Consider the following 24,230-nt stretch of genomic DNA (forward strand, 5'->3'; position numbering starts at 1 on the left):
AAAGAGCCTTAGTGATGACTCTATCACGAAAAATAAACCGTGTCTAGTACACGGATATAATCAATCCGAGGGTGATAACCGCATGACAATAAAGAGCCATGCTCTTCTATTTCTGCTTTCGTAATTGATTTACGTCCACCAGTATTTTGACGATTCCAAAATGCAATAATATGTTTCGCATCGAGTAAATAAAGTTCATCAAAAAGTGTAAATTTAATAATAACAAATGCAATTCCATTATGAGCAATCACTTGCTTCATATGTTCAATTTGATGAAGGTGGAAGTTTTGAAGTGGGAAACTAGTTTTATTTTTTGTTTCTTTCGCTTCAAAATCGATGTATTTCCCTTTGTATACACCGTTGTAATCTGTTGTAGAAGGTTGTTTAAAATACGCTTCTTTTACCACTGCAGCACTTCGAGCGGGGTAATCTACTTTTACAATTTGAAGAGGTGTCGGTTTTTTATGTACACATGCAATATTATGGGTTAAGTAATATTCATTTGTTTCATTCAGTTCCTCTTCAAGGGACATACCTCTATTACTATAAGTATGTTTTTTAATTGGTGTTTTATGAGGTTGTGAAGCTTGATTGTACCGTTTTCCATTTGGGTAACGAATGGTCATAGTGTGTCCACTCCCAACTTGCTAAGAATTACTTACAAAGGTGATTATATCAAAAAATGAAAAAAGATGTGACCTTTTTGAAGAAAGGTAGGGTGACTTATGTATGTTTACATGGAATGATTATGAAAAAATTAAACAATATCGTAAAAATATGGTCTGTACAGAAGAAGAAAAAACAATGGTTTACAGCATTAAGAGGGCAATAGAAATAGCTAATATGGATAACATTTCTCGAACGCAGTTTTATCAAGAATATTATGTAAGAAATAGTGAAATTAGGTGGGCTTTTTTAGCGAGTATGGTCTCGAGAAATGCGGGATGGAATATGACTGATTTAAAAGGGAGGTATTATGCGACTGTTTTACCTCAAATAGTAAAAAAACATTTTTTTCAGATTTATGAAAAAGCTAATTGGATTATTTTTTTAGATGCATTTCCTCAGCTATTGTTATACGAAGAAAGTAAGAGGAGGCAGGCGCCGCTATTTTACTTGTTACAATATTTCAACGTATCAATTTTTATGGAAAAAGAATGGATATATTTTTTGGAGAAAAAAGATATAAATAGGCTTATGACAGCGCTTATTATAAATGAACAAAATAAAATTCAAAAACCAGTTATTGAGAATACATATTTTAAAAAACAGGTATTCCATACAGCACTTTTTAAATTGCAAGAAATGCTTCATGTTAGTGCCGTTATTTTTCCAACTGTTGAAGGGAATATGTATGGTTTTTCAGTTTATCAATTTGAAACGTTACAGAAGCGTATAGAACTAGGGAAGAAATTAGCAGAGTTACTATTTCATCCGAAGTATAAAAGGTTATTCCATAGGTTTGCATTGCAAACGATACACACAGGATCAAGAACAGATTATGAATATTATGTAAGAGATGCTAGAAAATCTTGTACGCCAACCCTTAGAGAGGTTTATCCTGCTGTTGCACATAAGGAAATAAGTATGAGAGATTGGTTTTGTAGAGATACGGAAATAAATGAGCTATTTTCACTGAAAGAGTATAAGGGGGAAGTTGATATAACAGAATGGTATAAAAGAAAGAGGGAGCAAATCTATGCTGTTTCTATCGTAAATCGTTTTGTTAAAAGGATAGATGAGTTCATGATATAATAAAAAAGAAGTCCCGTCTTCAAAACTGAAGGCGGGACTTCTTAATGTGAAGTAATTTTACCATGTGTGCTAAGGACTTAATCTCAAAACTTAAAGAAAGTAAGAGATTAAAGATAGTTTGGAAATTAGCTACTCTATTCGTTAAAGCTTCACTTTATGTAGCAGGAAAGTTTGGACCGTCTAGCTTTGGATTGCCAGTTTCGGGTTTATTTTGTTTCTTGTTTTGTTTCTTCTTTTTTTCGTTTCTGTTCTTTGCCATCTTAATACACCTCCCTTTTGTATTGTTACCATTTCCATAAATGACATACAGAATGATTTCTTTGACGAATAACAACTAGTTTTGTCATGTGAGCAGGAGTGATAAATCATTCGGCGAAATTACATGACAAAGGAAAAGCAAAGAAGGAGGCGTTTTATATATGGCGATGGTTCAGAAGGAAGATGTAATGAAAAAAATGGATCAAATGTTAAGTTCTCTCGATTTGCTGGAAATGAATATAGGGATTAGAATGAATCATGCATTAAAGGATAAAGGTGAAAATATATGCAATAAGATAGAAATAACAGAAATGCATATTGAGCATATGGAAAATAAATTAGTGCATCACGAAGAAAAAGGGAATTGGGTGAAAACATTTCAAAACGTCGTAGTGAGTGCATAATAAGGTGGGAATGAAATGAAGTATGGGGCGTTAATTGAGTCTTCGGAAAAACTCATGCAGTATAATAATGAAGCGAATGTGAAAAAAAGAGAAATGATCGAATATGATTTTTATAAGGATATGAAACCATTTGTAAATACGGTAGATGAGGAACTGGCGGTGTGGAAAGAATTAGCGTATACGTGGATTAAAGAAGAAAAACCGAAGTATATACATGTACAGCAAATTGATCAAGTATACGACAATTTACAAACGAATGTGTTGCAATGTTTTGTAAATAAAGGTAAAGGTAAGCGATTCTTTGAAACACATCAAGCTATTTCATATACTTTACAAAATATAGTTGAACAATGTAAATAACAAGAGGGGGAAACCCTCTTGTTTTTTTATCTCGCAAAATCTGGATTGGTGAAGGCTAATAATCAGTGGGGTGAATGCCCCCCTACTAATTAAAGTTTCACTATTAAGCTTCTGTCATTGTTGTAGGTTTTGTTGCACCGTTTATTTCTAATTCTTTTATTACTGTTCGGTAATCAGAAATGCATATTTTCCCTTCGAGATACCAATGTCTCGCAAAGTCTAATAATTCATTTGCATTTTCTGTGGAATACCCCTTTTTTTGAGAAAACGCTTGTTTTAAATCCCCTAATACCATGTTGATTCCTCCCCCATGAGAATCTTCTTCTTCATTATCATAGCATGGAAGGGTTTTCTTTTTTAATTTTTTAAAAATTTAAACTTCCGACAAAAATAGACAGATAATCCGTCACACAAATTATTTTACAGGTACATATTATATATGTAGAAACTTATGTGAAGGAGGAGAGAATGCATGTTTCAACAACCTAACGTATATCAGCAATCTAATCCATATGCACAGCAAAATATGTACCAATATAATACAGATACATATTTACGATATAATATGTATCCTTTCGAGCCTCATTATGGAAATCAAAATTATTACCAGCCATTTGAAGTGTCGTTTATGAATCAACAGCAGCAGCCCTATATGGATCAACAGCAGCAACCTTATATGAATCAACAGCAGCCCTATATGGATCAACAACAGCAACCTTATATGAATTCACAATATTATATGCCGCCATCATCTCCATATGGGAATCAACAAGCGATGTTTTATCCACCAAAACAACCGTACCCGACGCAGAATAAACAAAAACAACAACAGCAACCGAGTCAATTTTCTAGTTTTGTTTCCCAATTTAAAAACTCAGATGGTAACTATGATGTAAATAAAATGATGAATACAGCTGGACAAATGATGAATGCGATGAATCAAGTGACCGGTATTGTGAAGCAAGTTGGAGGCTTTTTTGGTAAATAATAATGGAGTGTTGTCCACTATGTATACGGTGAATGAAACATAGCTCTAGACAAATTTCCATGAAATAAATGGGTATATATAACAAGCGGCTTAACCTCTTTTCTCATACTGTAAAGTGTAATCAGATTTTTTTAACGAGAGAGGAGAGAAAAAACTATGCATCATTGTCATCCTTGTTTTGGAGGGCATAAGCCTGTAGGACCTATTTGTACAACTGCTCCTGTCATTCATCCGACGAAACAATGTGTTACACATTCTTTTTCAACAACGGTGGTGCCACACATTTACCCAACACATACAACACATGTACATCATCAACAAATTAAAAATCAAAGCTTCTTCCCACAAACAAATTCAAATGTAAATGTCGTAGACCCAATCGATCCAGGATTTGGCGGAGGGTGTGGACCATGTGGTCATGGACACCATGGACACCATGGACACCATGGACATTTTGGACATCAAGTATCTCCATTTGGTCCAGGACCAAATGTATCACCATTCTTACCAAATAATGTATCACCGGTAGGACCAAATGTATCGCCAGTAGGTCCAAATGTGGGACCAAATGTTGGTGGAATGTTTAAAAAGTAAATGATATGTTAGAACTAGCTAAATGCTAGTTCTTTTTTTGTAATTGGAGTGTTGATATGAAAGTTATTGCTGTAACGGGATATAAACCTTTTGAACTTGGTATATTTAAAAATGATCATCCAGGGGTGGCATGTATCAAAAAGGCATTGCACCGAAAATTAACTACTTTTGTAGAAGAAGGTTTGGAGTGGGTGATTATAAGTGGGCAGTTAGGAGTCGAATTATGGGCTGCTGAAGTTGTTTTTGAAATTCAAGTAGAATATCCAGATGTTAAATTAGCTGTATTTACTCCGTTTTTAGAACAAGAAGAAAATTGGAAAGAAGATAATTGTGAATATTACGAATTTATTCTCTCGCAAGCAGATCATGTTGATAGTATCACAAAACGGAAGTACGAAAGTCCGGAGCAATTTAAATTAAAAAATCAATTTTTTATTGAAAAAAGTGATGCTCTTTTAGCTGTATATGATGAAGAAAAACCAGGAAGTCCTAAATATATTGTAGAAGCAGCAAAGAAAAAAGGAGAAATAGAAAATTATCACAGTTATTTCATTCTTTTTTCTGATTTACAAGATATAATAGAAGAGGAACAGTGGAATAATGCAGAGTAATATGTAATATAGTACTTGTTTATATGATTGACAAAAGGCATTGTTTCTGAAAAAATTTAGTTAATGAAAGTTTTGGCAAAAATTTGAGGTGAAGAAAATGATTTCGGATAAAATTAAATTAACGGCGAAAGATATTTTAGAAAAAGAATTTAAGACAGGCATGAGAGGTTACCAACAAGAAGAAGTAGACAAGTTTCTTGATATGATCATTAAAGATTATGAAGCTTTCCACAAGGAATTCGAACAATTAAAGCAACAAAATGCTCGTTTAAAACGTGAATTAGAGGAACAAAAACTAGCAGCAACACAAGTTCCGCAACAACCTGTACAAACACCAGTTGCACAACCGGTATATAACAACACGAATACGGACATTTTAAAACGTTTATCTAATTTAGAAAAAGCTGTATTTGGAAGTAAATTATACGAATAATGTATGGTGGTAAAAAGGTTAAAGTATTTTACATAGAAAAAAATATTGCAAAATCTTTTTGTTTCCACTATACTAATGGATGTCATAACGTTTGGGTAATCGCTGCAACGCCAACGTTGTAGAGGAAAGTCCATGCTCGCACGGCCTGAGATGGCTGTAGTGTTCGTGCCTAGCCAATTCATAAGCTAGGGTATTCTGGCTGCAAGGCTGGTTTAACGGCAGGGAAAAAACCTAAGTCCTTTCGGATATGGTTTGACTACCTTTAAAGTGCCACAGTGACGAAGTCCTTGAAGAAATGATAGGAGTGGAACGAGGTAAACCCCACGAGCGAGAAACCCAAATAATGGTAGGGGAATCTTTTCCAAGGAAATGAACGATGGGAAAGGACAGGTTGTATAACCTGTAGATAGATGATTGCCACCGGAGTACGAGGCGTGGGCCGTTTGCAGTACAAAGGAACAGAACATGGCTTACAGAACGTTATGAACCAACTATGAAATAACTCAGCTCTCCTTTGTTAGAGGAGGGCTTTTTATTTGTATGAAGTTATAAATTGTGAGTTAAAATGATAAATGAGAAAATTCTTCGTAATATGTAAGAATTAATAAGACAACATGCTATTAATTATTGTTTGAATATACATAAGAGGTGAATGCAAATGGGAAAAGTTACTTTAATTGCAACAGCGGCCATGGGTATTGAAGCATTAGTTGCCCGAGAAGTTCGTGATCTTGGTTATGAATGCCAAGTAGAAAACAGCAAAGTAACGTTTGAAGCAGATGAAAAGGCGATTTGTCGCACGAATTTATGGTTACGTACAGCGGACCGTGTGAAAATTAAAGTTGGTGAATTCAAAGCAACGACGTTTGATGAGCTGTTTGAAAAAACGAAAGCATTAAACTGGGGAGATTATATTCCAGAGAACGGTGAGTTTCCTGTTATCGGTAAATCTTTAAAATCTGAGTTATTCAGTGTTTCTGATTGCCAACGTATCGTTAAAAAAGCTGTCGTTGAAAAATTAAAAACAACATATAAACGTACAACTTGGTTTGAAGAAGATGGTCCTTTATTCCGTATTGAGATTGCAATGCTTAAGGATATCGCAACATTAACCATTGATGCAAGTGGTGTTGGACTTCATAAACGTGGATACCGTATGGATCAAGGGGAAGCTCCTTTAAAAGAAACATTGGCTGCGTCTTTAATTAAGTTAACAAATTGGAAGCCAGATCGTCCATTTGTCGATCCATTCTGTGGATCAGGTACAATTCCGATTGAAGCAGCATTAATTGGACAAAATATTGCACCAGGATTTAACCGTGGCTTCGCATCAGATGAGTGGGGCTGGGTAGGTAAACAAAACTGGCGTGAAGCTCGTCAAGAAGCTGAAGATTTAGCGAACTATGATCAACCATTACAAATTATCGGATCAGATATTGATCATCGTATGATTCGAGTTGCTCAAGATAACGCAGAAGAAGTAGGTTTAGGTGATTTAATCACATTTAAACAAATGCAAGTAAAAGATTTCACAACAAAAGAGGATTATGGCTACGTTGTAACGAATCCTCCATACGGAGAACGTTTAAGTGAAAAAGCACTTGTTGAGCAATTGTATAAAGAAATGGGACAAGTATTCCGTCCATTAGATACATGGTCAGCATATGTATTAACAAGTTACGAAGCATTCGAGAAGTGCTACGGAAAAGATGCGTCGAAAAAACGTAAGTTGTTTAACGGCTTTATCCGTACAGACTACTACCAATACTTCGGAAAACGTCCACCGCGTAATTCATAGTATAAAACTCCTCCAGCGCGCATATACTGGCTATTATGTAATGCGTAAAGGAGGAAGTGATATGGATAGTTTTCAATTATCAATGATTCAAAAAGCTATTCACCATACGTATGATGAGCTCGGAAAAGAAGTGGATAGTCAAGGTGCGATTGCTGATGAAATAGAAAAAGCGCAGGAAGAGTATTTGTCCGCACTTTCACATGAAACAGCAATTGATAAACGCTATTTAAAGTCATTAATATAGAAAAAAATTTTCCTTTTGCGAAAGGGAAATTTTTTTTCGCATATTTCTATGTATTGTAACAGGGGAAAGTAGCTGCACATATATGATTAGCAGTTACTATATCTTTTTATAGAAAAACTTTTTGGTTGGAGGCTAAGGATGTTTACTGAGAAGAGATTACCATTTGAAGTAGGGAAACAAGATAATTTTTATGATAAGTTGAATGAGTGGATTGGAGATGTGTTTTACGACATCCTTCCTGAAAAAGGCTTTGAAGAGCGTGATGAACAAATTTTTATGGCGTTTCAATTAGAGCGTGCTTTCCAAGAGAAGAAAGTAATGTTCGCAGAGGCAGGCGTAGGAACGGGGAAAACAATTGTATATCTTTTATATGCAATTTGTTACGCACGTTATACAGGAAAGCCAGCGATTATCGCTTGTGCAGATGAAACGCTAATTGAACAGCTTGTGAAAGAAGAAGGGGACATTGCTAAATTATCTGAAGCATTAGGACTATCTGTTGATGTAAGACTTGCGAAATCGATGGATAATTATTTATGTTTACGCAAGCTAGAAGACGTTATGAGTGGACGAGCTCCAGAAGTAATTGAAGATGTATATTATGAATTACCACAATTCGTATTTGATCATGGCACGATGCAAAACTTTACTCACTACGGTGACAGAAAAGAATTTCCGCTGTTAAATGATGAAGAATGGTCGAAAGTAAATTGGGATTACTTCCAAGATTGCTTCACATGTGATTCTCGTCATCGTTGTGGTCAAACCCTTTCACGTGAACATTATCGTAAAGCGGCAGATTTAATCATTTGTTCTCAAGATTTCTACATGGATCATATTTGGACGTATGATGCTCGTAAGCGGGAAGGACAAATTCCGTTATTACCTGAAAGTAGCTGTGTTGTATTCGATGAAGGTCATCTTGTAGAGTATGCGGCACAAAAAGCTTTAACGTATCGTTTGAAGCAAACGATGATGGAGCAACTTTTAACAAGATTGTTACAAAACGATATTCGTGAAGAGTTTGCACATTTAGTAGAAGAAACGATTTGGCAAACTGAACGATTCTTTGACGTGTTACAAGAGAATAAAAAGGAAATTGCTGGTTCTGATCGTCTAGAAATTACTGTGACAGAAAAAGTAACAGCTGAAGCAAAGCGACTTTATGCAAAAATCGGTGAAGTTGGTGATGCATTAGTATTTGAAAGTGAAATGCATACAGTGAACACATATGATTTAAATATTGTTGATGAGCATTTAGATGTGCTAGAACATTCACTTCGTCTTTTCATGCATGAGAAAAATGTAATTACATGGGGTGAAGAAGGTGATGGTGCCTTCACATTAGTAATTATGCCGCGTGCAGTTGAAGAAGTGTTACAAGAGAAAGTATTTTCGAAGAAAATCCCGTATATTTTCTCCTCTGCTACATTATCTAACAATGATTCATTCGCATTTACAGCAAATAGTTTAGGGGTAAAAGATTATTTATCATTCTCAGTTGCCTCACCATTTGATTATGAAGAACAAATGGCAGTAAACTTACTATCACATACGAAAGAAAATGAATGGGAAAGAAAGTGTCAATATACACTTGAAAATATACAGAAAACAAATGGACGTACGCTCGTATTATTCCGTACAACGCAAGAGCTTGCTGCGTTCAAAGAATATGTAAGTAAAGAACAAATGTCAGTTCCGTTCTTATATGAGGGAGATCAGGAAATTAGTCAGCTCGTTTCTCGTTTCCAAAATGAAGAAGAGACTGTACTTTGCGCTGTCCATTTATGGGAAGGTTTAGATATTCCTGGTTCATCGCTATCACACGTTATTATTTGGTCATTACCATTCCCTCCAAACGATCCTGTGTTTGAAGCGAAGCGCAAGCACGTAAACGATCCATTCTGGGATGTAGATGTACCATATATGATTTTACGTCTTCGTCAAGGAATTGGACGTTTAATTCGTACGAGTGACGATAAAGGTGCTATATCAATCTTCTTATCTGATACAGAAGATGAGAAAGTGATTGCAGCAGTGAAAAATGTACTTCCAGTAGAAGGTAAAGAATTATAAGGAAAAAGCTTGGCACTTGCCAAGCTTTTTTTCTATTATAAAAGGAATTTACGTCGCCATGTCGAATTAAGTTTGAGGTAGAAAAAGGAGGTTTTTTATACTATGACAGTTGTTACATATGAAGTAGAAAAACAATTTTTAACATATGTGAAGAAGATAGAGAATTACGGAGAAGCATTAAGCTTAATGTTTTGGGACTTAAGAACAGGTGCGCCTAAAAAAGGTGTGGACCAGCGTTCAGAAGTAATCGGCATGCTTTCATCAGAAGTGTTTGTAATGTCGACTTCAGATGAGATGGGAAACTATTTAACAGAGCTTGAAGCTTTAATACGTGAAGATAAACTTTCTGAAACGACGAAGAAAATGGTTGAAGAATGTCGTAAAGAATATGATAGAAATAAGAAAATTCCACAAGCTGAATACGAAGCATATGTGAAATTAGAAGCGAAAGCAGAAAGTGTGTGGGAAGAAGCACGCGAAAAATCTGATTTCGAAATGTTCCGCCCGTATTTAGAGAAAATTGTTGAATTCAAAAAGAAATTTATTACATATTGGGGCTACGAAACATATAAATACAATACTTTATTAGACATGTATGAGCCAGGTATTACAGTGGAAGTGTTAGATCACGTATTTGGTCAACTTCGTGAGCGTATCGTGCCGCTTGTAAAAGAAATCTCCGAGTCTAAAAAGGGATTAAAAACAAGTGCTTTATCGGAACATTTTTCAAAAGAAAAACAAAAGAACTTTACATTAGAACTATTAAAGCAGTTGAATTATGACTTTGAAGCAGGTCGTCTTGATGAGACGGTACATCCTTTTGAAATTACATTAAATAGAGGGGATGTTCGTATTACGACGCGCTATGACGAAAAAGATTTCCGTATGGCTGTGTTTGGAACAATTCATGAATGTGGTCATGCTGTATACGAACAAAATATTGCAGAGAAATTTGAAGGTACACCGCTATGTAGTGGTACATCTATGGGGATTCATGAGTCACAATCATTATTCTTTGAGAACTTTATCGGGCGTAATAAATCATTCTGGAAGAAAAATTACGATTTGTTAAAAGAGTATAGTGATGGCCAATTTGACGGTATATCAGTAAATGAGTTTTACGATGCGATTAACGAATCAAAGCCATCATTTATTCGTATAGAAGCAGATGAGCTTACATATCCGCTTCATGTTATGGTTCGTTATGAACTTGAGAAAGAATTATTTGATGGCACATTACAAGTGAAGGATTTACCAGCGGCTTGGAATGATAAGATGGAAGCATATTTAGGAATTCGTCCGGAAAATGACGCACAAGGTGTATTGCAAGATGTTCACTGGGCTGGCGGTTCATTTGGATACTTCCCATCTTATGCGCTTGGTTATATGTATGCAGCGCAATTTAAGCAAAGAATGTTAAAAGACATTCCGAACTTTGATGCATTACTAGAAGAAGGAAACGTAACACCGATTCGTGAATGGCTAACAGAAAACATTCATCAATATGGTAAAACGAAAAAGCCACTTGAAATTTTAGAAGACGTGACAGGTGAAGGGTTAAATGCAAACTACTTAGCCGATTATTTAGAATCGAAGTATAAAGAAATTTATGGGTTGTAAAAAAGAGCTGCTTAATTGCAGCTCTTTTTTAAAGGGGATGGAAAAATGGGTTATACATATACAATAATGACGCAAAAAGAAGCGGAGGAAATTGCATACAACTGGCATTATGAAGGGGAATATTCTTTTTACGATATGGAGGCAGATCAAGAAGATTTAGCTGAGTTTTTACATGATGAGAGTAGAGGAGATCATACATTTTCTGTGAAGGAAAATGGTATTCTCATTGGGTTCTTTAGCTGCTGTAAAATAAATAATCGAACGGTTGATATAGGGCTTGGGATGAGACCTAATATAACAGGTAATGGATTAGGTTTACAGTTCGTAAAAGCTGGAATAGATTTTAGTAAAGAAAACTACGACTGTGACTATATAACATTATCAGTAGCGGCGTTTAATAAAAGGGCAATTAAAGTATATAAACAAGTAGGATTCGAAGCAGTTGGAACGTTTATACAGAAAACAAATGGCGGTAGTTTTGAGTTTTTGAAAATGAATTATATATGTAAAAATGAATAAAAAACAGAAGAGGATTCTTCTGTTTTTTTATTTTGATGTAGAAATAAATGATACTTGTTGGAATTAGAAGTTTTGAAATTTTGGAAGAGGATGTGTATGATTGAATTTTAGTAACAAATAGTAGGGTTAGTAAGGAGAGGTAGCATGATTACAATGAAAACGAAAGATGAAATAGATTTGATGCACGAGTCTGGAAAGTTACTAGCTTCATGTCATCGAGAAATTGCGAAAATGATAAGACCAGGTGTAACTACAAAAGAAATTGATACGTTTGTTGAAGTATATTTAGAAAAGCATGGTGCAACGTCTGAGCAGAAAGGGTATAACGGGTATCCATATGCAACATGTGCATCTGTAAACGATGAAATGTGTCATGGGTTTCCGGCCGATGTTCCTTTAACTGAGGGAGATATTGTAACAATTGATATGGTAGTAAATTTAAATGGTGGTCTCTCAGATTCTGCATGGACGTACGTAGTGGGAGATAGTTCTGATGAAGCAAAAAAGTTATTGTTAGTAGCTGAAAGTGCTTTGTATAAAGGGATTGATCAGGCTACAATCGGTAACCATGTAGGGGATATTGGTTATGCAATTGAAAGTTATGTAGCAGCTGAAGGATTTTCGGTTGCAAGAGACTTTACGGGGCATGGGATTGGGAAAGAGATTCATGAAGAACCAGCAATTTTTCATTTTGGGAAGCCAGGGCAAGGGTCTAAGCTGCAAGAAGGAATGGTAATTACAATTGAGCCGATTGTAAATATAGGTATGAGATATTCTAAAGTAGATTTAAATGGATGGACTGCAAGAACGATGGACGGGAAATTGTCTGCTCAATACGAGCATACAGTTGCGATTACAAAAGATGGACCAATCATTTTAACGACGCTTTGAGATGAAATGTAAGAGTTTACAAAACTCGAACGAAAATGATGTTTTTGCATAATTTGTACGTGTTTTATTAAGAAATGCTTTTCAAAGTATAAAAATTGCGTTATAATCCTTCTATAAAATAAATAGTTAGCTACACTCATATAATCGCGGGGATATGGCCTGCAAGTTTCTACCGAAGTACCTTAAATACTTTGACTATGAGTGAGGACGAATATATTTGCTTGTTTAGCATTCTTTTTTGCGAAACTCCAAAAGCGCGTCTCTCACTTGTAACGAGTGGTGGCGGCTTTTGGAGTTTTTTTATTGCATAAGAGGGGGAACAAACATGAAAGTATTACAAGAAAAGATTTTAAACGAAGGAAAGGTTTTATCTGGTGATGTATTAAAGGTAGATGCATTTTTAAATCACCAAATTGATCCAGTACTTATGCAAGAAATCGGAAAAGAATTTGCTAAACGTTTTAAAGAAGAGAACATTACAAAAATCGTGACGATTGAATCTTCAGGCATTGCACCAGCGGTTATGGCTGCATTGGAACTTGGTGTAAAAGTAATCTTTGCAAGAAAACGTAAATCGTTAACGTTACAAGATAATATGTATGTTGCAAAAGTATATTCATTTACAAAACAAGAAACAAATGAAATTTCACTATCTCGAAATCATATTGATGAAAATGATCGCGTGTTAATCATTGATGACTTTTTAGCAAATGGTCAAGCTGCTTTAGGTTTAATGAGTTTAGTAGAGCAAGCAGGAGCAAGTATTGCAGGGATTGGGATTGTGATTGAAAAAGCATTTCAAGATGGAGGAAAGAAGCTTCGTGAACAGGGTGTTCGAGTTGAGTCACTAGCAGAAATTGCATCACTTGATAACGGCACAGTTACATTTGTACAGCAAGAAACTGCGGAGGTGAAATAACGATGAAGCAGCATCCATTTAAGATCGCATCGCTTGGTATACAGCATATGCTTGCAATGTATGCGGGTGCAATTATCGTTCCACTTATTGTTGGCGGCGGACTTGGTTTAAATCAAAAAGAATTAACATATTTAGTCTCAATTGATTTATTAATGTGCGGCGTTGCGACAATTTTACAAGCATTATCAAATCGCTTTTTCGGTATAGGACTTCCCGTTGTACTTGGTTGTACATTTACAGCGGTTGGACCGATGATTGCAATTGGGAAACAATACGGTGTGTCTTCCATTTATGGAGCAATTATTGCCGCTGGATTGTTCGTTGTTATTTTTGCGAAATTATTTGGAAAGCTTGTAAAACTGTTTCCACCTGTTGTAACAGGATCTGTCGTTACCGTAATTGGAGTTACACTTGTTCCAGCAGCAATTAATGATATGGCTGGAGGAGTAGGAAGTAAGGATTTTGGTAGTCTTGAAAATTTAGCATTAGCATTTGGTGTGTTACTATTTATTATCATTATGTATCGTTTCTTTGACGGATTTATCCGTTCAATCTCTATTTTACTAGGCCTTTTATTTGGTACAATCGTTGCAGCTTTCATGGGGAAAGTAAGTTTGCAAGCGGTTGGAGAGGCTGATTGGTTCCACGGTATTCAGCCATTTTACTTCGGTACACCGACATTTGAATTAACGCCAATTATTACGATGATTCTCGTTGCTTGCGTAGGGATTGTAGAAGCGACAGGCGTATACTTTGCATTATCTGATATTTGCAATAAAAAAATCGGTGAAAAAGAATTAACAAAAGGTTATCGTGCAGAAGGATTAGCGATGGTGTTAGGTGGTATTTTCAACGCCTTTCCATATACAACATACTCTCAAAACGTAGGGCTTGTTCAATTAACTGGAGTAAGAAATCGCGTTATTATTTATACTTGCGGTGGTATGTTAATCGTTCTTGGATTCATACCAAAAATCGCAGCTATTACAACAATCATTCCGAAACCAGTACTTGGCGGTGCGATGCTAGCTATGTTCGGCATGGTTATGGCGTATGGTATTAAAATGTTAAGTAGCGTTGATTTTGGGAAACAAGAAAATCTATTGATCGTTGCATGTTCTGTCGGAATCGGCCTTGGTGTGACAGTTGTTCCAACGTTATTCTCACAGCTTCCTGAAAATATTCGTATTTTAACTGATAACGGAATTGTACTTGGAAGTGCATCAGCAGTATTGTTAAATATCGTGTTTAATATGGTGCCGCAGCGAAAAGTGAAAGTAAAAGAAGAACCTGTTCCGATGCAAAGTGCAGTAAGAGAAGCGTAAAAAAGTTTGCAGGTTAAACGGATTTTTTAATACATCTTTATCCAACATATTACCATCTAAAATATGTTAAAACGTCGTCTATATTTTCTTTCCTTTTGGAATGAATTTAGAGGTGGCGTTTTTTTATGAAAAAAAAGAATTAGTGTTCGAAAAGTATCTGATGTCTTTTATGAAATGTTTTTATTTTATTAGAAGGAGATACTGTTCTTCACAAACCCTTAAATCACCCATAAACTGAAACTAGGGTGATAAAAATGCTAAAACATAATCAACAGGACATAACTTCTTATCCTCAAAAATATTTTCGTCCATCTTGCTTGAAAGCTTTAAATTTAAGATTTAGCAATTGGGAATTTTTCGCTCCTTATTATAATAAAACCCAAAAAGAAATCCAAGTGCCTACAGAATTGACTAGAACCCCCGAAGATACCCTTCTTAACTATTTTAGTATTTTGCGTGAAGCTGAAAATATGGGAGAGAGGAGTTGCGGTTCCATTGGTCAGGCGCGTATACCGTTTCCTATTGCATATAATTTTTTGTCTAAAGAGTATCAAAATAAATTAAGCTATGAAGAATACTTTAATTCGTTTGCTGGGATAGGGCATACGAGTTTGCTAAAGCTTTGTCGAGTGCCAGATGGAAGACGGGGAATAAGATTTTTTTATGAAATTGAAACGATTGAGGGATTCGAAGGCAAGAATGCTGAGTATTTCAGCTATTCTTACGGATTTATCCAACTTGAATACGAAAAAGAAGGTTTTCGGATTTCTGATTTGAGTAAAATTGAAGAAGATTTTTTATGCGCGCCATATCATGGTTGGGACCATGACGGAGAAGCGGTTGTAAAAGTGAAATATGGAAATTGGTGTAAATTGATTCAGCATATGTACCCAACTATGAAAAATGGATACGTTAAAAATATTTACTTTCATGGTAATGATGGAGCGGATTATTGTATTATTTTTGTTACATTAACGAATGGAACCGACGTAGAAATTGCTCAATTTCGTAAAGTAGGAAATGAAGAGTGGAAACAGGTTAACATGAAGCCCGAAAAAGAGTGTTTAGATGAAAAAGTAGATGATAATTTATAAAGGATGCATTTCTACTATTTGAAAATGTACAGGAAAGGGATGAATCAGGTTTGAGTTATTCCTTTTTTTATATTGGGCGGATGTTGGCATAGGGGCGAGTTCAAGATATAGCTGCACAACGATTAATAAATCTGTGATTTTATGAAGAATAAACAATGTCTTTTAGTGTTTGTTACAATATATTATATAGATATAGAAATAAATAAATAAATAAGGAAAGAAAACATAGACGACAATTAAATATGTTGGATGTTCAATATTTATGAAATAAGGTATTTGATTTGGAAGATATAGTATATTTAAAGATGATTCTCCTTACATTAAGCGAAATTATTTATTGAAAAGAAAAAGGAAAAATTAAAGCATAAGTAATTAAAAACGCTTGGTTCAAAACCAAGCGTTTTTTTGTGTCGATTGCATTGCTAATTCGTTTAATAATTCTAATATTATTTAGTTTATGAAATGAACTGTTGCTTCAGTTTTTCTCCACATTATCTGAACTACTCATCGTTAGGAGACCTTGCTTTTCTTTTTAAGTGGCAGCATTTTCCCGTATGTACCAAGGCGCCATATATACTCAAGTGGCCCGTATTGATAACGTGACAGCCACCAGCGGCTAATAAAGATTTGTAACGTGTAGAAACCGACGCAGAATAGTGGTCCTACCCATAATGGAGCAGGATAATAATTTTTGAGTAATAGACCAAATACAAGTAATGTAACAATTGTATGCGAGATGTAATTTGTTAACGCCATTCGGCCAACGTATTGGAACGGGCGTAATATCTTTTGCCATCTTTCTTTTTGTAATAAACGCATGAGCGTGAAAATGTAGAATATGAATAAGGTCTTTCCACTAAACATTGTAAAGACCTGCATATAAATTGGTTCATAAGATGGTTTGGATAAGAAATAACGGACCATGAAGAACCACATTGGTAATGTTAAAATGAACATAATAATTTGCCATTTTTTAAGCTTTGGATCTAACTCTTTTGCGCGGCGGAAAATATCCTTTTTGCCGGCGTATAAACCAAGTAAAAATAGCCCAACTGTTTCTGGGAGCATGAATGCGTTTAGTTCAATTCCATCAGCATAAAATGCATGGAAACGATTTTGTATTTGTGACACCCAGTCTTCTAGTGGCATGATAGGTAAGGAAAATCCTAACTCTGCCTTTGGGACGAATGCAATCATAATACCAGCGAGTAGCATGAAAAATTGAAAAATACTTAATAAAACAATAGCCCATATTAAAATGGTACGAGGTTCTCTCTTATAAAATAAAAATAAGAAAAATCCAGCGATTGCATAAGTATGTAAAATGTCTCCGTCCCATAAAAGAACGTAATGCAAGAAACCAAATAATAATAAAATAAGCAAGCGACGAACAAATAAAGTTTTTGGACGATCTGTTTTCGCCTCAGCACGATTCATAAAAATATAAAAACCTAATCCGAATAAAAACGAAAAAATGGTATAAAATTTCGTTTGAATAAACATATCGTAAAATAGGCGAATGTAGCTGTCTATCCCTTCATAAATTCCTGAAATATCACGTGAGTCAACCCCGGCGATAACAGGCCAGTTAACAAGAAAAATACCTAGTACAGCTATTCCTCTAATAATGTCGATGGAGTGTATCCTCTCGCCTTGTGTGAGATTTTGTGTCATTATTTTCCTCCTTGTTAAGTAATTCCCTTTTAGTATACAAAATGTAAGAGGAAGGGGATAGGGGAGATTTCCAATTTTTAAAACTGTTAAGATATGTAGAATGAGATATAATAAGAGTGCACAACAAGTTTTAAACTTCTTCAAAATAGGCAGTAAAGCTCCTTTTCCCGAAGGAGCTTTCTTTTTAGAAATTTGTTGATAATGATTCTCTTTAATGATAAAATATATTTAAAATTGATAATCATTATCAAAAAAGGTTGGTGCGTGAGTATGGTATATGCATTAGTAGCAGGTACGGTAGCTGTATATGCAGTTATTGCGAAGTATGTTTTAAATGGAGTAGGAACAGTAAAATCAATGATATGACATAAAATCCCTTTCATCTGTAAAAAGAATGAAAGGGATTTTTTATTTTTTAATGAGAATATGCTGAAAATTTAGTATGATAGTAAAGTGAAACTGTAATGAGTGGAGAGGTTCATCTTTTACTGATTATTAGTTTGCAAATAGCGGGATAAAGTATATACATCTTGGATAAAGGGGAACAAGGGGATGACAAACATAGTACAGACAAACGGTATGAAAAAACTTGTTTGTTTTTATGAAGAGTGGCAAAAACACGGTGATGCAGAGAATAGCTTAAAGTTGTTTGAAGTAATTCAAAAATATAAACAAGAACAGCTTATGATAGCGTTTTGCGGTCACTTCTCTGCGGGGAAATCAACGATGATGAATCATCTATATAAAGCGCAGTTATTGCCAACAAGTCCAATTCCGACTAGCGCTAACGTCGTTAAAATTGAAAAAGGAATGGATCGTGTTGTTGTAACGGTTAAATCTGGAGAACAGTACGAGTATGATGGTGCATATTCAGCTGAAGAATTAAAACAAATTTGTAAAGACGGTGATGAGGTAATTGGTGTTCATATTTATCGAAATGATGCGCCAATTCCTGAGGGGGTTATGTTAGTTGATACACCAGGGATTGACTCAACAGATGATGCCCATCAACTAGCGACGGAATCAACGCTACATCTGGCAGACGTAATTTTTTATATGATGGATTATAATCACGTCCAGTCGGAAGTGAATTTGCAATTTGTTAAAGAATTGAAACAACGTAATAAAACGGTTTACCTCGTTGTAAACCAAATAGACAAACATAAAGAAAATGAATTATCATTTGAGAATTATAAAGATAGTGTAAAACAATCGTTCTTTAACTGGGATATTGAAGTGGATGGTGTGTATTATACGTCATTACGAATGATGAACCATCCGCATAATGAAATTAGAAACTTAGAATCGTTAATTACTTCTATTATGGAAGAAAAAGAACAATATGTAAGAAATGGGATGGAAAGAGAGACGGAATATTTATTGGGAGAACATTTCTCGTATATTCTTTCTGAAAATGAAAAGCATCTTTTGAAATATGAGGAAGAGTTAGCATCACCGCTTTCGATTGCAGAGGTAGTTGAAAAAAAGGAAGAGCTAACAGAAATTAAACATCGTGAGGCTAGTAAAGAATCTCATGTGAGAAACGAATTTATAAAAGGTTTGCAAGCTATATTAGATAATGCGTATTTAATGCCATTTGAAATGAGAGAATTGGCAAATGCGTATTTAGAAACGAAATTAACGAAATTTAAGGTCGGTTTGTTATTTGCGAAAGGGAAAACGGAGCAAGAAAAACAGAGGCGTTTAGAAGCGTTTTATTCTGCTTTACAAAAAACTGTTGAAACGCAACTTGATTTTCATGTAAAAGAATTTATTGTAGCTTTCTTAAAAGAAGAAGGATTGTTCACAGAGGAAATTGGAAAAGACATATATGCTTTAGAGATTGCTTTTGGACCAGAAATGTTGGCTGAAGTAATTAAACAAGGCGCAGGCTTCACTGGTGATTACTTACTTCTTTATACAGCGGATGTAGCAAATGAACTGAAGAAGCGTTATTTTATAAAAGCACAGCAAATTTTTGATAAGAGTGCGGTAGTTTTAAAGCAAAAGGTGAAGGAAGCGGTTGCTCGTATTGAAGAAGAAATTGAAACATATACGATGCTGCAAACGGCGAAAGAAACGCAATTACAATACAGTAATAAATTTGAGGAATATGAGGGTTATTTACAAAATATTTGGCATGATCATATTGCTACACCGGAAGGGTTGCAAATAGATGAGATATTGCAAAATAAACAACAAATTGTTAGTGAGAAATTTACACTACAGGAACAAGAAGTCGTAAGTGCTAACGTAATGGCTCGTGAAGAAGAGCTGAAAGGAACTGCAGTATTAAATATTCAACGTATACTAGAAAAAGTAAAAAAAGCTGAAACAATATTAGAGCCATTGCCTGCACTGAAACATGTACAGCAAGAGGTAATAGAAAAAAGACGTCGTGTGGAAACAAAACAATTTACAGTAGCATTATTCGGAGCTTTTAGTGCTGGGAAATCATCATTTGCCAATGCATTGCTAGGTGATAAGGTGCTTCCTGTATCACCGAATCCGACAACGGCAACGATTAATCAAATTTTGCCGGTTACAGAGGAAAAACCACACGGAACAGTAATTGTTCAGTTTAAATCAAAACAGGCGCTATTAGAAGATATGAAAGCTGTTTATAAGCTGTTTCATTATGAAATTACTACTTTAGATGAGGCGTTATCGCAAATCGATAAAATTATAAAATATCCTTCACCAAGCGGGAAGCAAAAAACAACATTTAGTTTTTTACGAGCGGTACAAAAAGGGTATGAGGCAATTTCTGCTCATTTAGGGGAACAAGTACAAGTTACATTAGAAGAGTTCTCTGCTTATGTAGCGAATGAAGAAAAATCATGTTTTGTTGAGTATATGGAGCTTTATTATGATTGTGCTTTAACAAGGCAGGGGGTAGCGCTTGTAGACACGCCAGGGGCTGATTCGATTAACGCCCGCCATACGGACGTTGCGTTCCAATACATTAAAAACGCAGATGCTATTTTATTTGTAACATATTATAACCATGTGTTTTCACGTGCTGACCGTGAATTTTTAATTCAGCTTGGTCGTGTAAAGGATACTTTTGCACTTGATAAAATGTTCTTCTTAATTAATGCTGCTGATTTAGCACAGTCTGAGGAAGAACTTGAAATGGTAAAAGGTTACATCGCAGATCAGCTACTGCAATACGGTATTAGAAATCCGCGTTTATTTGCAATTTCAAGTTTATGTGCGCTTGAAGAGAAACAAGGAAAGAATATAGAAAAAGAGAAGTACGGCATTTTACAAAACTCTGGTATTGCTAAGTTTGAAGAATCGTTCACGTCCTTTATGATGAGAGATTTAATGCTTGTGTCTGTGCATGCTCTATATGGCGCATTACAAGGAGCGGATCACCTTCTTGTCAATATGATAAACGGTGCAAAGCAGGGGAATGATGAAAAAGAAAAGCAAACAAAAAAATATGAAGCAGAGCGTGATCAGCTACTTCATATCATTTCATCATATAGTGTGCTTGCTGAAGAACAAGCGATGCAAAATGAAGTGAAAGAATTACTTTATTACGTGCAACAACGCTTATTCCTACGCTATAACGATGTATTTACTGAATTTATTAATCCAGCATCACTTCGAACGGATGGAAACGTGAAAGCGCAGTTGCAACAGTGCGTTATGGAATTAGTAGCATTTATTCAGCATGATTTATTACAAGAAATGCGTGCGACATCATTACGCCTTGAAAAGTGGATAGATGAAGCGATGAAGCGTGCAAAGGATGAAATTGTAGTGAACTGCAAAGTAGAAAATGAATCAATTTCTATGAGTGGAACAGTGGAGTATGAATATAAAGATATTACACATAAAGAACCGTTCCCTTCAGTTGAAATAAAAGATTTCAAAAAAGCACTAGCACATTTCAAAAATGAGAAAAGCTTTTTTGAAAAAAATGATAAAGCTCTTATGCAAGAGGACGCAAAATTGGTATTAGAACCGTTCGTATCAAATTATGTAGCTGATGAAAAAGATTTATTTGTTCATCATTATAAGCAAGAGTGGGATGTAAAGTGGAACTTATTCCAAACAGTGATGCAGCAAGATGTAATGAACTATTATGAAAGTATATTATTTGCATTGGCTGAAACGATTGATGTATCACTATATGAACAAAGTAAAGAACAATTGCAAACTCAGTTAGTAGAAATTGAAAAAGAAATTTATGTTAAATAGTTGTTATGAGAAAAATATTCGTTCAATTTTCTTTTGTAGTACAGTATCTAAAGATTTTACAAACCCTGCAAATTCATCAGTAGAAATCATATGAGTAAGAACGAGTCGTCTGCCGTCTGGTGTTTCACCGCATAAGACGAATGAAGAAAATTCATATGTTTTGTTTTCTACTACTAATTTTGGATAGGAATACGTGTCGCTTTTCTTCTTCTTTCCATCAATAGAGATGACGTTGCACTTTTTCTCATTGTTGTCCATGGTGAATCCCTCCTTTCTATTACTTATGGTAGACAAGGAGGGTTTAGAACAATAGAGAAGGGGGAATTTTTATGTCTGTTGTAATAGAGCATATTTCAAAAGAAGCGATACCGAAATCTTTAATGTTGCTTGCTGATCCAAGTGACCGGCAAATTGATGCATATGTAGAAAGAGGATTAACATATGTAGCTAAGCAAGAGGGAAGAGTTGTCGGTGTATATGTTCTTTTGGAAACAAGGCCGAAGACGATGGAAATTATGAACATTGCGGTTGTAGAGTATATGCAAGGTAAAGGTATTGGAAAGAAGTTATTGAAGCATGCTGTAGAAACTGCTAAAGGATATGGTATGTCTAAACTTGAAGTTGGTACAGGTAATTCTAGTGTTTCACAGCTTGCCTTATATCAAAAATATGGATTTCGTATTTTTTCTATTGATTTTGATTACTTTTCGAAGCATTATGAAGAAGAGCTTATTGAAAATGGGATTGTATGCCGTGATATGATTCGGCTTGCAATGGAATTGAATGAGAAAGTATAACTTATTTAGGGGGAAGAGAAGATGGAAGTACATAAAGCAATTACAGCACATTCTCGTAAACAAAATGAAAGTGTAAAAGCATGTTTACAATTAGATGCGCAGCGTGAAGCAGCTATTGAAGCAGCTGTATCTCTTGCGTCAAATGGGAAAGAATTTTCGGTTGATGTCATTAATGTTGTAACAAAGCAAATTAATGATCTTGCAAAAAATGGTGTTACCTTGCAGCGTAAATATGTTACAGAAGAAATGGTTATGGAGTATGTAAGTCGTTTGCAAGAGAAAGAAGGTCGTTAAAGATGATAGTTACAGTCGAATGGTTACGTGAGCATATAGAAGATGAGAACGTCCGTATAATCGATTGTCGTTTTGATTTAGCGAATCCTAATTGGGGTAAAGAAAAGTATGAGGAAGAACATATCCCTCATGCGTTATATTTTGATTTGAATTTAGATTTATCAAGTTCTGTAACAGAACATGGTGGCCGTCATCCATTACCGAATATTGAAGAGTTTGCAGACAAGCTTTCACAAGCTGGTATTGATGAACATACGACAGTAATTGCGTATGACAGTCAAGCTGGCGCAAATGCTTCTCGTTTATGGTGGTTACTCCGTTATGTAGGACATGAGAAAGTATATATATTAGACGGCGGATTTCCTGCTTGGAAAGAGAATAGATTACATACAACAGCGGAAACTCCTGCTGTTATACGAAAAACATTCAAAGCAAACATACAAGATCATATGCTTGTATCGATGGAAACAGTCAGAGAGAATATCCATGCAGGTGCAAATGTTACATTAATCGATTCTAGAGAACCGAAACGTTATGCTGGTGTAGAGGAACTTGTTGATCCGAAAGCAGGACATATTCCGACAGCAGTAAACTATTTTTGGAAGGATGGAGTGCTAGAATCAGGACAATTTAAAAATGAAGCTGAGCAACAAGAACGATTCCAAAACCTTTCGAAAGATAAGGAAACAATTGTGTATTGTGGTTCTGGTGTTACAGCGTGCCCCAATATCCTTGCATTGAAATTAGCTGGATTCAAAAATGTTAAATTGTATGCAGGTAGCTGGAGTGATTGGATTTCTTATCCAGAAAATCAAATTGCAAAAGAAGAAGATTAATCACTTGCATGCGAAAAAAATTTGTATTAAAATAAGGTCACAAGCAAGAGATTGCTCGAAAAAGATTGTATTTTACACATTGGAAACAATGTGATAATATAACGACAAGTAAATAATACATCCTGCGGTGTACGTAACTTATTTATGTCTAAAACCGATGTTAGTTATACGGAAGCTCAATATTTAGCGACCATCATCAAGCCTTCCTTGTGGAGGAAGATGTACGGTAACTGTGAGGGCATCCACCTGCGAGTAGCGGGTTTTTGGACATTTACGAGGAGCGGCACGTGCGGGGGTCTTATTTCAACTAAACTTATATACAATTCCTACGGTGTACGTAGCTTATGCATGTCTTAAACCAATAAGTTTAGTACGGAAGTTCAATATTTAAATGTAACTAACAGGCCATCTTTTTAAGAGGGAAGTTACAAACATTTGTGAGAGCATCCACCTGTGAGAGCAGGTTTATGGACATCTAGAGAGAACGGCATATGTGGGATTATATAAAAACCTTACGTTTTATACGTA

General features: G+C 35.3%; 24 protein-coding genes, 3 other RNA genes and 1 riboswitch. Of the genes, 23 read left to right on the plus strand and 4 right to left on the minus strand.

The genetic code is table 11. The features are described 5' to 3' along the window. Positions 1-23: 23 nt before the first annotated feature. Entirely contained in the window at positions 24-626 is a 603-nt protein-coding gene (gene recU, locus ACQKNI_RS06480) for a Holliday junction resolvase RecU (protein ID WP_088231556.1), read from the minus strand. 103 nt (positions 627-729) lie between these two features. On the opposite strand from recU, the gene ACQKNI_RS06485 reads away from it, so the two are divergent. The 3 genes from ACQKNI_RS06485 (at position 730) to ACQKNI_RS06495 (ending at position 2,777) form a co-directional block, all read left to right on the plus strand. After that, complete coding sequence (locus tag ACQKNI_RS06485) at positions 730-1,755, plus strand: DUF2515 domain-containing protein (protein ID WP_427282275.1); 1,026 nt, start codon at positions 730-732, stop codon at positions 1,753-1,755. 419 nt (positions 1,756-2,174) lie between these two features. Beyond that, positions 2,175-2,417 carry a hypothetical protein gene (locus ACQKNI_RS06490; protein WP_001252037.1) on the plus strand — a complete coding sequence of 81 codons (243 nt, stop codon included), beginning with the start codon at positions 2,175-2,177 and terminating at the stop codon, positions 2,415-2,417. A 15-nt stretch (positions 2,418-2,432) separates the two neighbouring features. Beyond that, positions 2,433-2,777: a YppE family protein gene (locus tag ACQKNI_RS06495; protein WP_088231553.1), complete on the plus strand. Its 345-nt coding sequence runs from the start codon at positions 2,433-2,435 to the stop codon at positions 2,775-2,777. A 103-nt stretch (positions 2,778-2,880) separates the two neighbouring features. Here the strand turns inward: ACQKNI_RS06495 and ACQKNI_RS06500 are convergent, their stop codons facing one another. Then, on the minus strand, positions 2,881-3,072 hold the full coding sequence (locus tag ACQKNI_RS06500; RefSeq protein ID WP_088231552.1) for a YppF family protein: 192 nt from the start codon (positions 3,070-3,072) through the stop codon (positions 2,881-2,883). A gap of 177 nt (positions 3,073-3,249) precedes the next feature. On the opposite strand from ACQKNI_RS06500, the gene ACQKNI_RS06505 reads away from it, so the two are divergent. The 14 genes from ACQKNI_RS06505 to ACQKNI_RS06570 all read left to right on the plus strand — a co-directional run bounded on the left by ACQKNI_RS06505 (position 3,250) and on the right by ACQKNI_RS06570 (position 15,889). Then, positions 3,250-3,765, plus strand: a complete 516-nt coding sequence (locus tag ACQKNI_RS06505) for a YppG family protein (protein WP_088231551.1) — start codon at positions 3,250-3,252, stop codon at positions 3,763-3,765. A gap of 156 nt (positions 3,766-3,921) precedes the next feature. Beyond that, entirely contained in the window at positions 3,922-4,359 is a 438-nt protein-coding gene (locus ACQKNI_RS06510) for a CotD family spore coat protein (RefSeq protein WP_098357160.1), read from the plus strand. Between the two features lie 56 nt (positions 4,360-4,415). Beyond that, on the plus strand, positions 4,416-4,970 hold the full coding sequence (locus ACQKNI_RS06515) for a DUF1273 domain-containing protein (RefSeq protein WP_088231549.1): 555 nt from the start codon (positions 4,416-4,418) through the stop codon (positions 4,968-4,970). Positions 4,971-5,067: 97 nt separating this feature from the next. Beyond that, on the plus strand, positions 5,068-5,403 hold the full coding sequence (gpsB, locus tag ACQKNI_RS06520; RefSeq protein ID WP_000622429.1) for a cell division regulator GpsB: 336 nt from the start codon (positions 5,068-5,070) through the stop codon (positions 5,401-5,403). Positions 5,404-5,490: 87 nt separating this feature from the next. Beyond that, an RNA gene (gene rnpB, locus ACQKNI_RS06525) (RNase P RNA component class B) lies at positions 5,491-5,881 on the plus strand. Between the two features lie 180 nt (positions 5,882-6,061). Then, positions 6,062-7,201 carry a THUMP domain-containing class I SAM-dependent RNA methyltransferase gene (locus tag ACQKNI_RS06530; RefSeq protein WP_071723219.1) on the plus strand — a complete coding sequence of 380 codons (1,140 nt, stop codon included), beginning with the start codon at positions 6,062-6,064 and terminating at the stop codon, positions 7,199-7,201. A gap of 61 nt (positions 7,202-7,262) precedes the next feature. Then, a complete protein-coding gene (locus tag ACQKNI_RS06535) occupies positions 7,263-7,445 on the plus strand; it encodes a DUF3921 family protein (protein ID WP_088231548.1) in 183 nt (60 codons plus the stop codon). 138 nt (positions 7,446-7,583) lie between these two features. Continuing rightward, positions 7,584-9,521, plus strand: a complete 1,938-nt coding sequence (locus tag ACQKNI_RS06540) for an ATP-dependent DNA helicase (RefSeq protein WP_000493697.1) — start codon at positions 7,584-7,586, stop codon at positions 9,519-9,521. 102 nt (positions 9,522-9,623) lie between these two features. Then, on the plus strand, positions 9,624-11,141 hold the full coding sequence (gene ypwA / locus ACQKNI_RS06545) for a carboxypeptidase (protein WP_280147158.1): 1,518 nt from the start codon (positions 9,624-9,626) through the stop codon (positions 11,139-11,141). A gap of 45 nt (positions 11,142-11,186) precedes the next feature. Then, entirely contained in the window at positions 11,187-11,660 is a 474-nt protein-coding gene (locus ACQKNI_RS06550) for a GNAT family N-acetyltransferase (RefSeq protein WP_088231546.1), read from the plus strand. Between the two features lie 144 nt (positions 11,661-11,804). Continuing rightward, positions 11,805-12,551: a type I methionyl aminopeptidase gene (locus ACQKNI_RS06555; RefSeq protein WP_088231545.1), complete on the plus strand. Its 747-nt coding sequence runs from the start codon at positions 11,805-11,807 to the stop codon at positions 12,549-12,551. A 116-nt stretch (positions 12,552-12,667) separates the two neighbouring features. Continuing rightward, positions 12,668-12,769, plus strand: a riboswitch (purine riboswitch). Positions 12,770-12,876: 107 nt separating this feature from the next. Further along, on the plus strand, positions 12,877-13,470 hold the full coding sequence (locus ACQKNI_RS06560) for a xanthine phosphoribosyltransferase (RefSeq protein WP_088231544.1): 594 nt from the start codon (positions 12,877-12,879) through the stop codon (positions 13,468-13,470). 2 nt (positions 13,471-13,472) lie between these two features. Beyond that, complete coding sequence (pbuX, locus tag ACQKNI_RS06565) at positions 13,473-14,795, plus strand: xanthine permease PbuX (protein WP_098252638.1); 1,323 nt, start codon at positions 13,473-13,475, stop codon at positions 14,793-14,795. Positions 14,796-15,049: 254 nt separating this feature from the next. Further along, positions 15,050-15,889 (plus strand): hypothetical protein, encoded by an 840-nt coding sequence (locus tag ACQKNI_RS06570; protein ID WP_088231542.1) that lies wholly within the window; start codon positions 15,050-15,052, stop codon positions 15,887-15,889. Positions 15,890-16,399: 510 nt separating this feature from the next. Here ACQKNI_RS06570 and ACQKNI_RS06575 read toward each other — a convergent pair. Further along, the gene (locus tag ACQKNI_RS06575; protein ID WP_280147157.1) at positions 16,400-17,563 is read right to left on the minus strand and encodes a DUF418 domain-containing protein; all 1,164 of its coding nucleotides are present in this window, start codon (positions 17,561-17,563) and stop codon (positions 16,400-16,402) included. Positions 17,564-18,115: 552 nt separating this feature from the next. Between ACQKNI_RS06575 and ACQKNI_RS06580 the strand changes: the two genes are divergently transcribed. Next, the gene (locus ACQKNI_RS06580) at positions 18,116-21,775 is read left to right on the plus strand and encodes a dynamin family protein (RefSeq protein ID WP_088231539.1); all 3,660 of its coding nucleotides are present in this window, start codon (positions 18,116-18,118) and stop codon (positions 21,773-21,775) included. Between the two features lie 3 nt (positions 21,776-21,778). On the opposite strand, the gene ACQKNI_RS06585 is transcribed toward ACQKNI_RS06580, so the two are convergent. Continuing rightward, positions 21,779-22,033 (minus strand): DUF3931 domain-containing protein, encoded by a 255-nt coding sequence (locus tag ACQKNI_RS06585; RefSeq protein WP_000369740.1) that lies wholly within the window; start codon positions 22,031-22,033, stop codon positions 21,779-21,781. 71 nt (positions 22,034-22,104) lie between these two features. On the opposite strand from ACQKNI_RS06585, the gene ACQKNI_RS06590 reads away from it, so the two are divergent. The 5 genes from ACQKNI_RS06590 (at position 22,105) to ssrS (ACQKNI_RS06610) (ending at position 24,206) form a co-directional block, all read left to right on the plus strand. After that, complete coding sequence (locus tag ACQKNI_RS06590) at positions 22,105-22,572, plus strand: GNAT family N-acetyltransferase (protein WP_088231538.1); 468 nt, start codon at positions 22,105-22,107, stop codon at positions 22,570-22,572. Between the two features lie 21 nt (positions 22,573-22,593). Continuing rightward, positions 22,594-22,866 (plus strand): YpbS family protein, encoded by a 273-nt coding sequence (locus ACQKNI_RS06595; RefSeq protein WP_000451820.1) that lies wholly within the window; start codon positions 22,594-22,596, stop codon positions 22,864-22,866. A gap of 2 nt (positions 22,867-22,868) precedes the next feature. Then, a complete protein-coding gene (locus tag ACQKNI_RS06600; protein WP_088231537.1) occupies positions 22,869-23,702 on the plus strand; it encodes a sulfurtransferase in 834 nt (277 codons plus the stop codon). Positions 23,703-23,818: 116 nt separating this feature from the next. Then, positions 23,819-24,001: non-coding RNA, 6S RNA (ssrS, locus tag ACQKNI_RS06605), on the plus strand. Positions 24,002-24,022: 21 nt separating this feature from the next. Further along, a non-coding RNA gene (gene ssrS / locus ACQKNI_RS06610) (6S RNA) lies at positions 24,023-24,206 on the plus strand. Positions 24,207-24,230 lie beyond the last annotated feature (24 nt).

It is taken from the genome of Bacillus sp. NPDC094064 (genome assembly GCF_050279585.1).
Lineage (GTDB): Bacteria > Bacillota > Bacilli > Bacillales > Bacillaceae_G > Bacillus_A.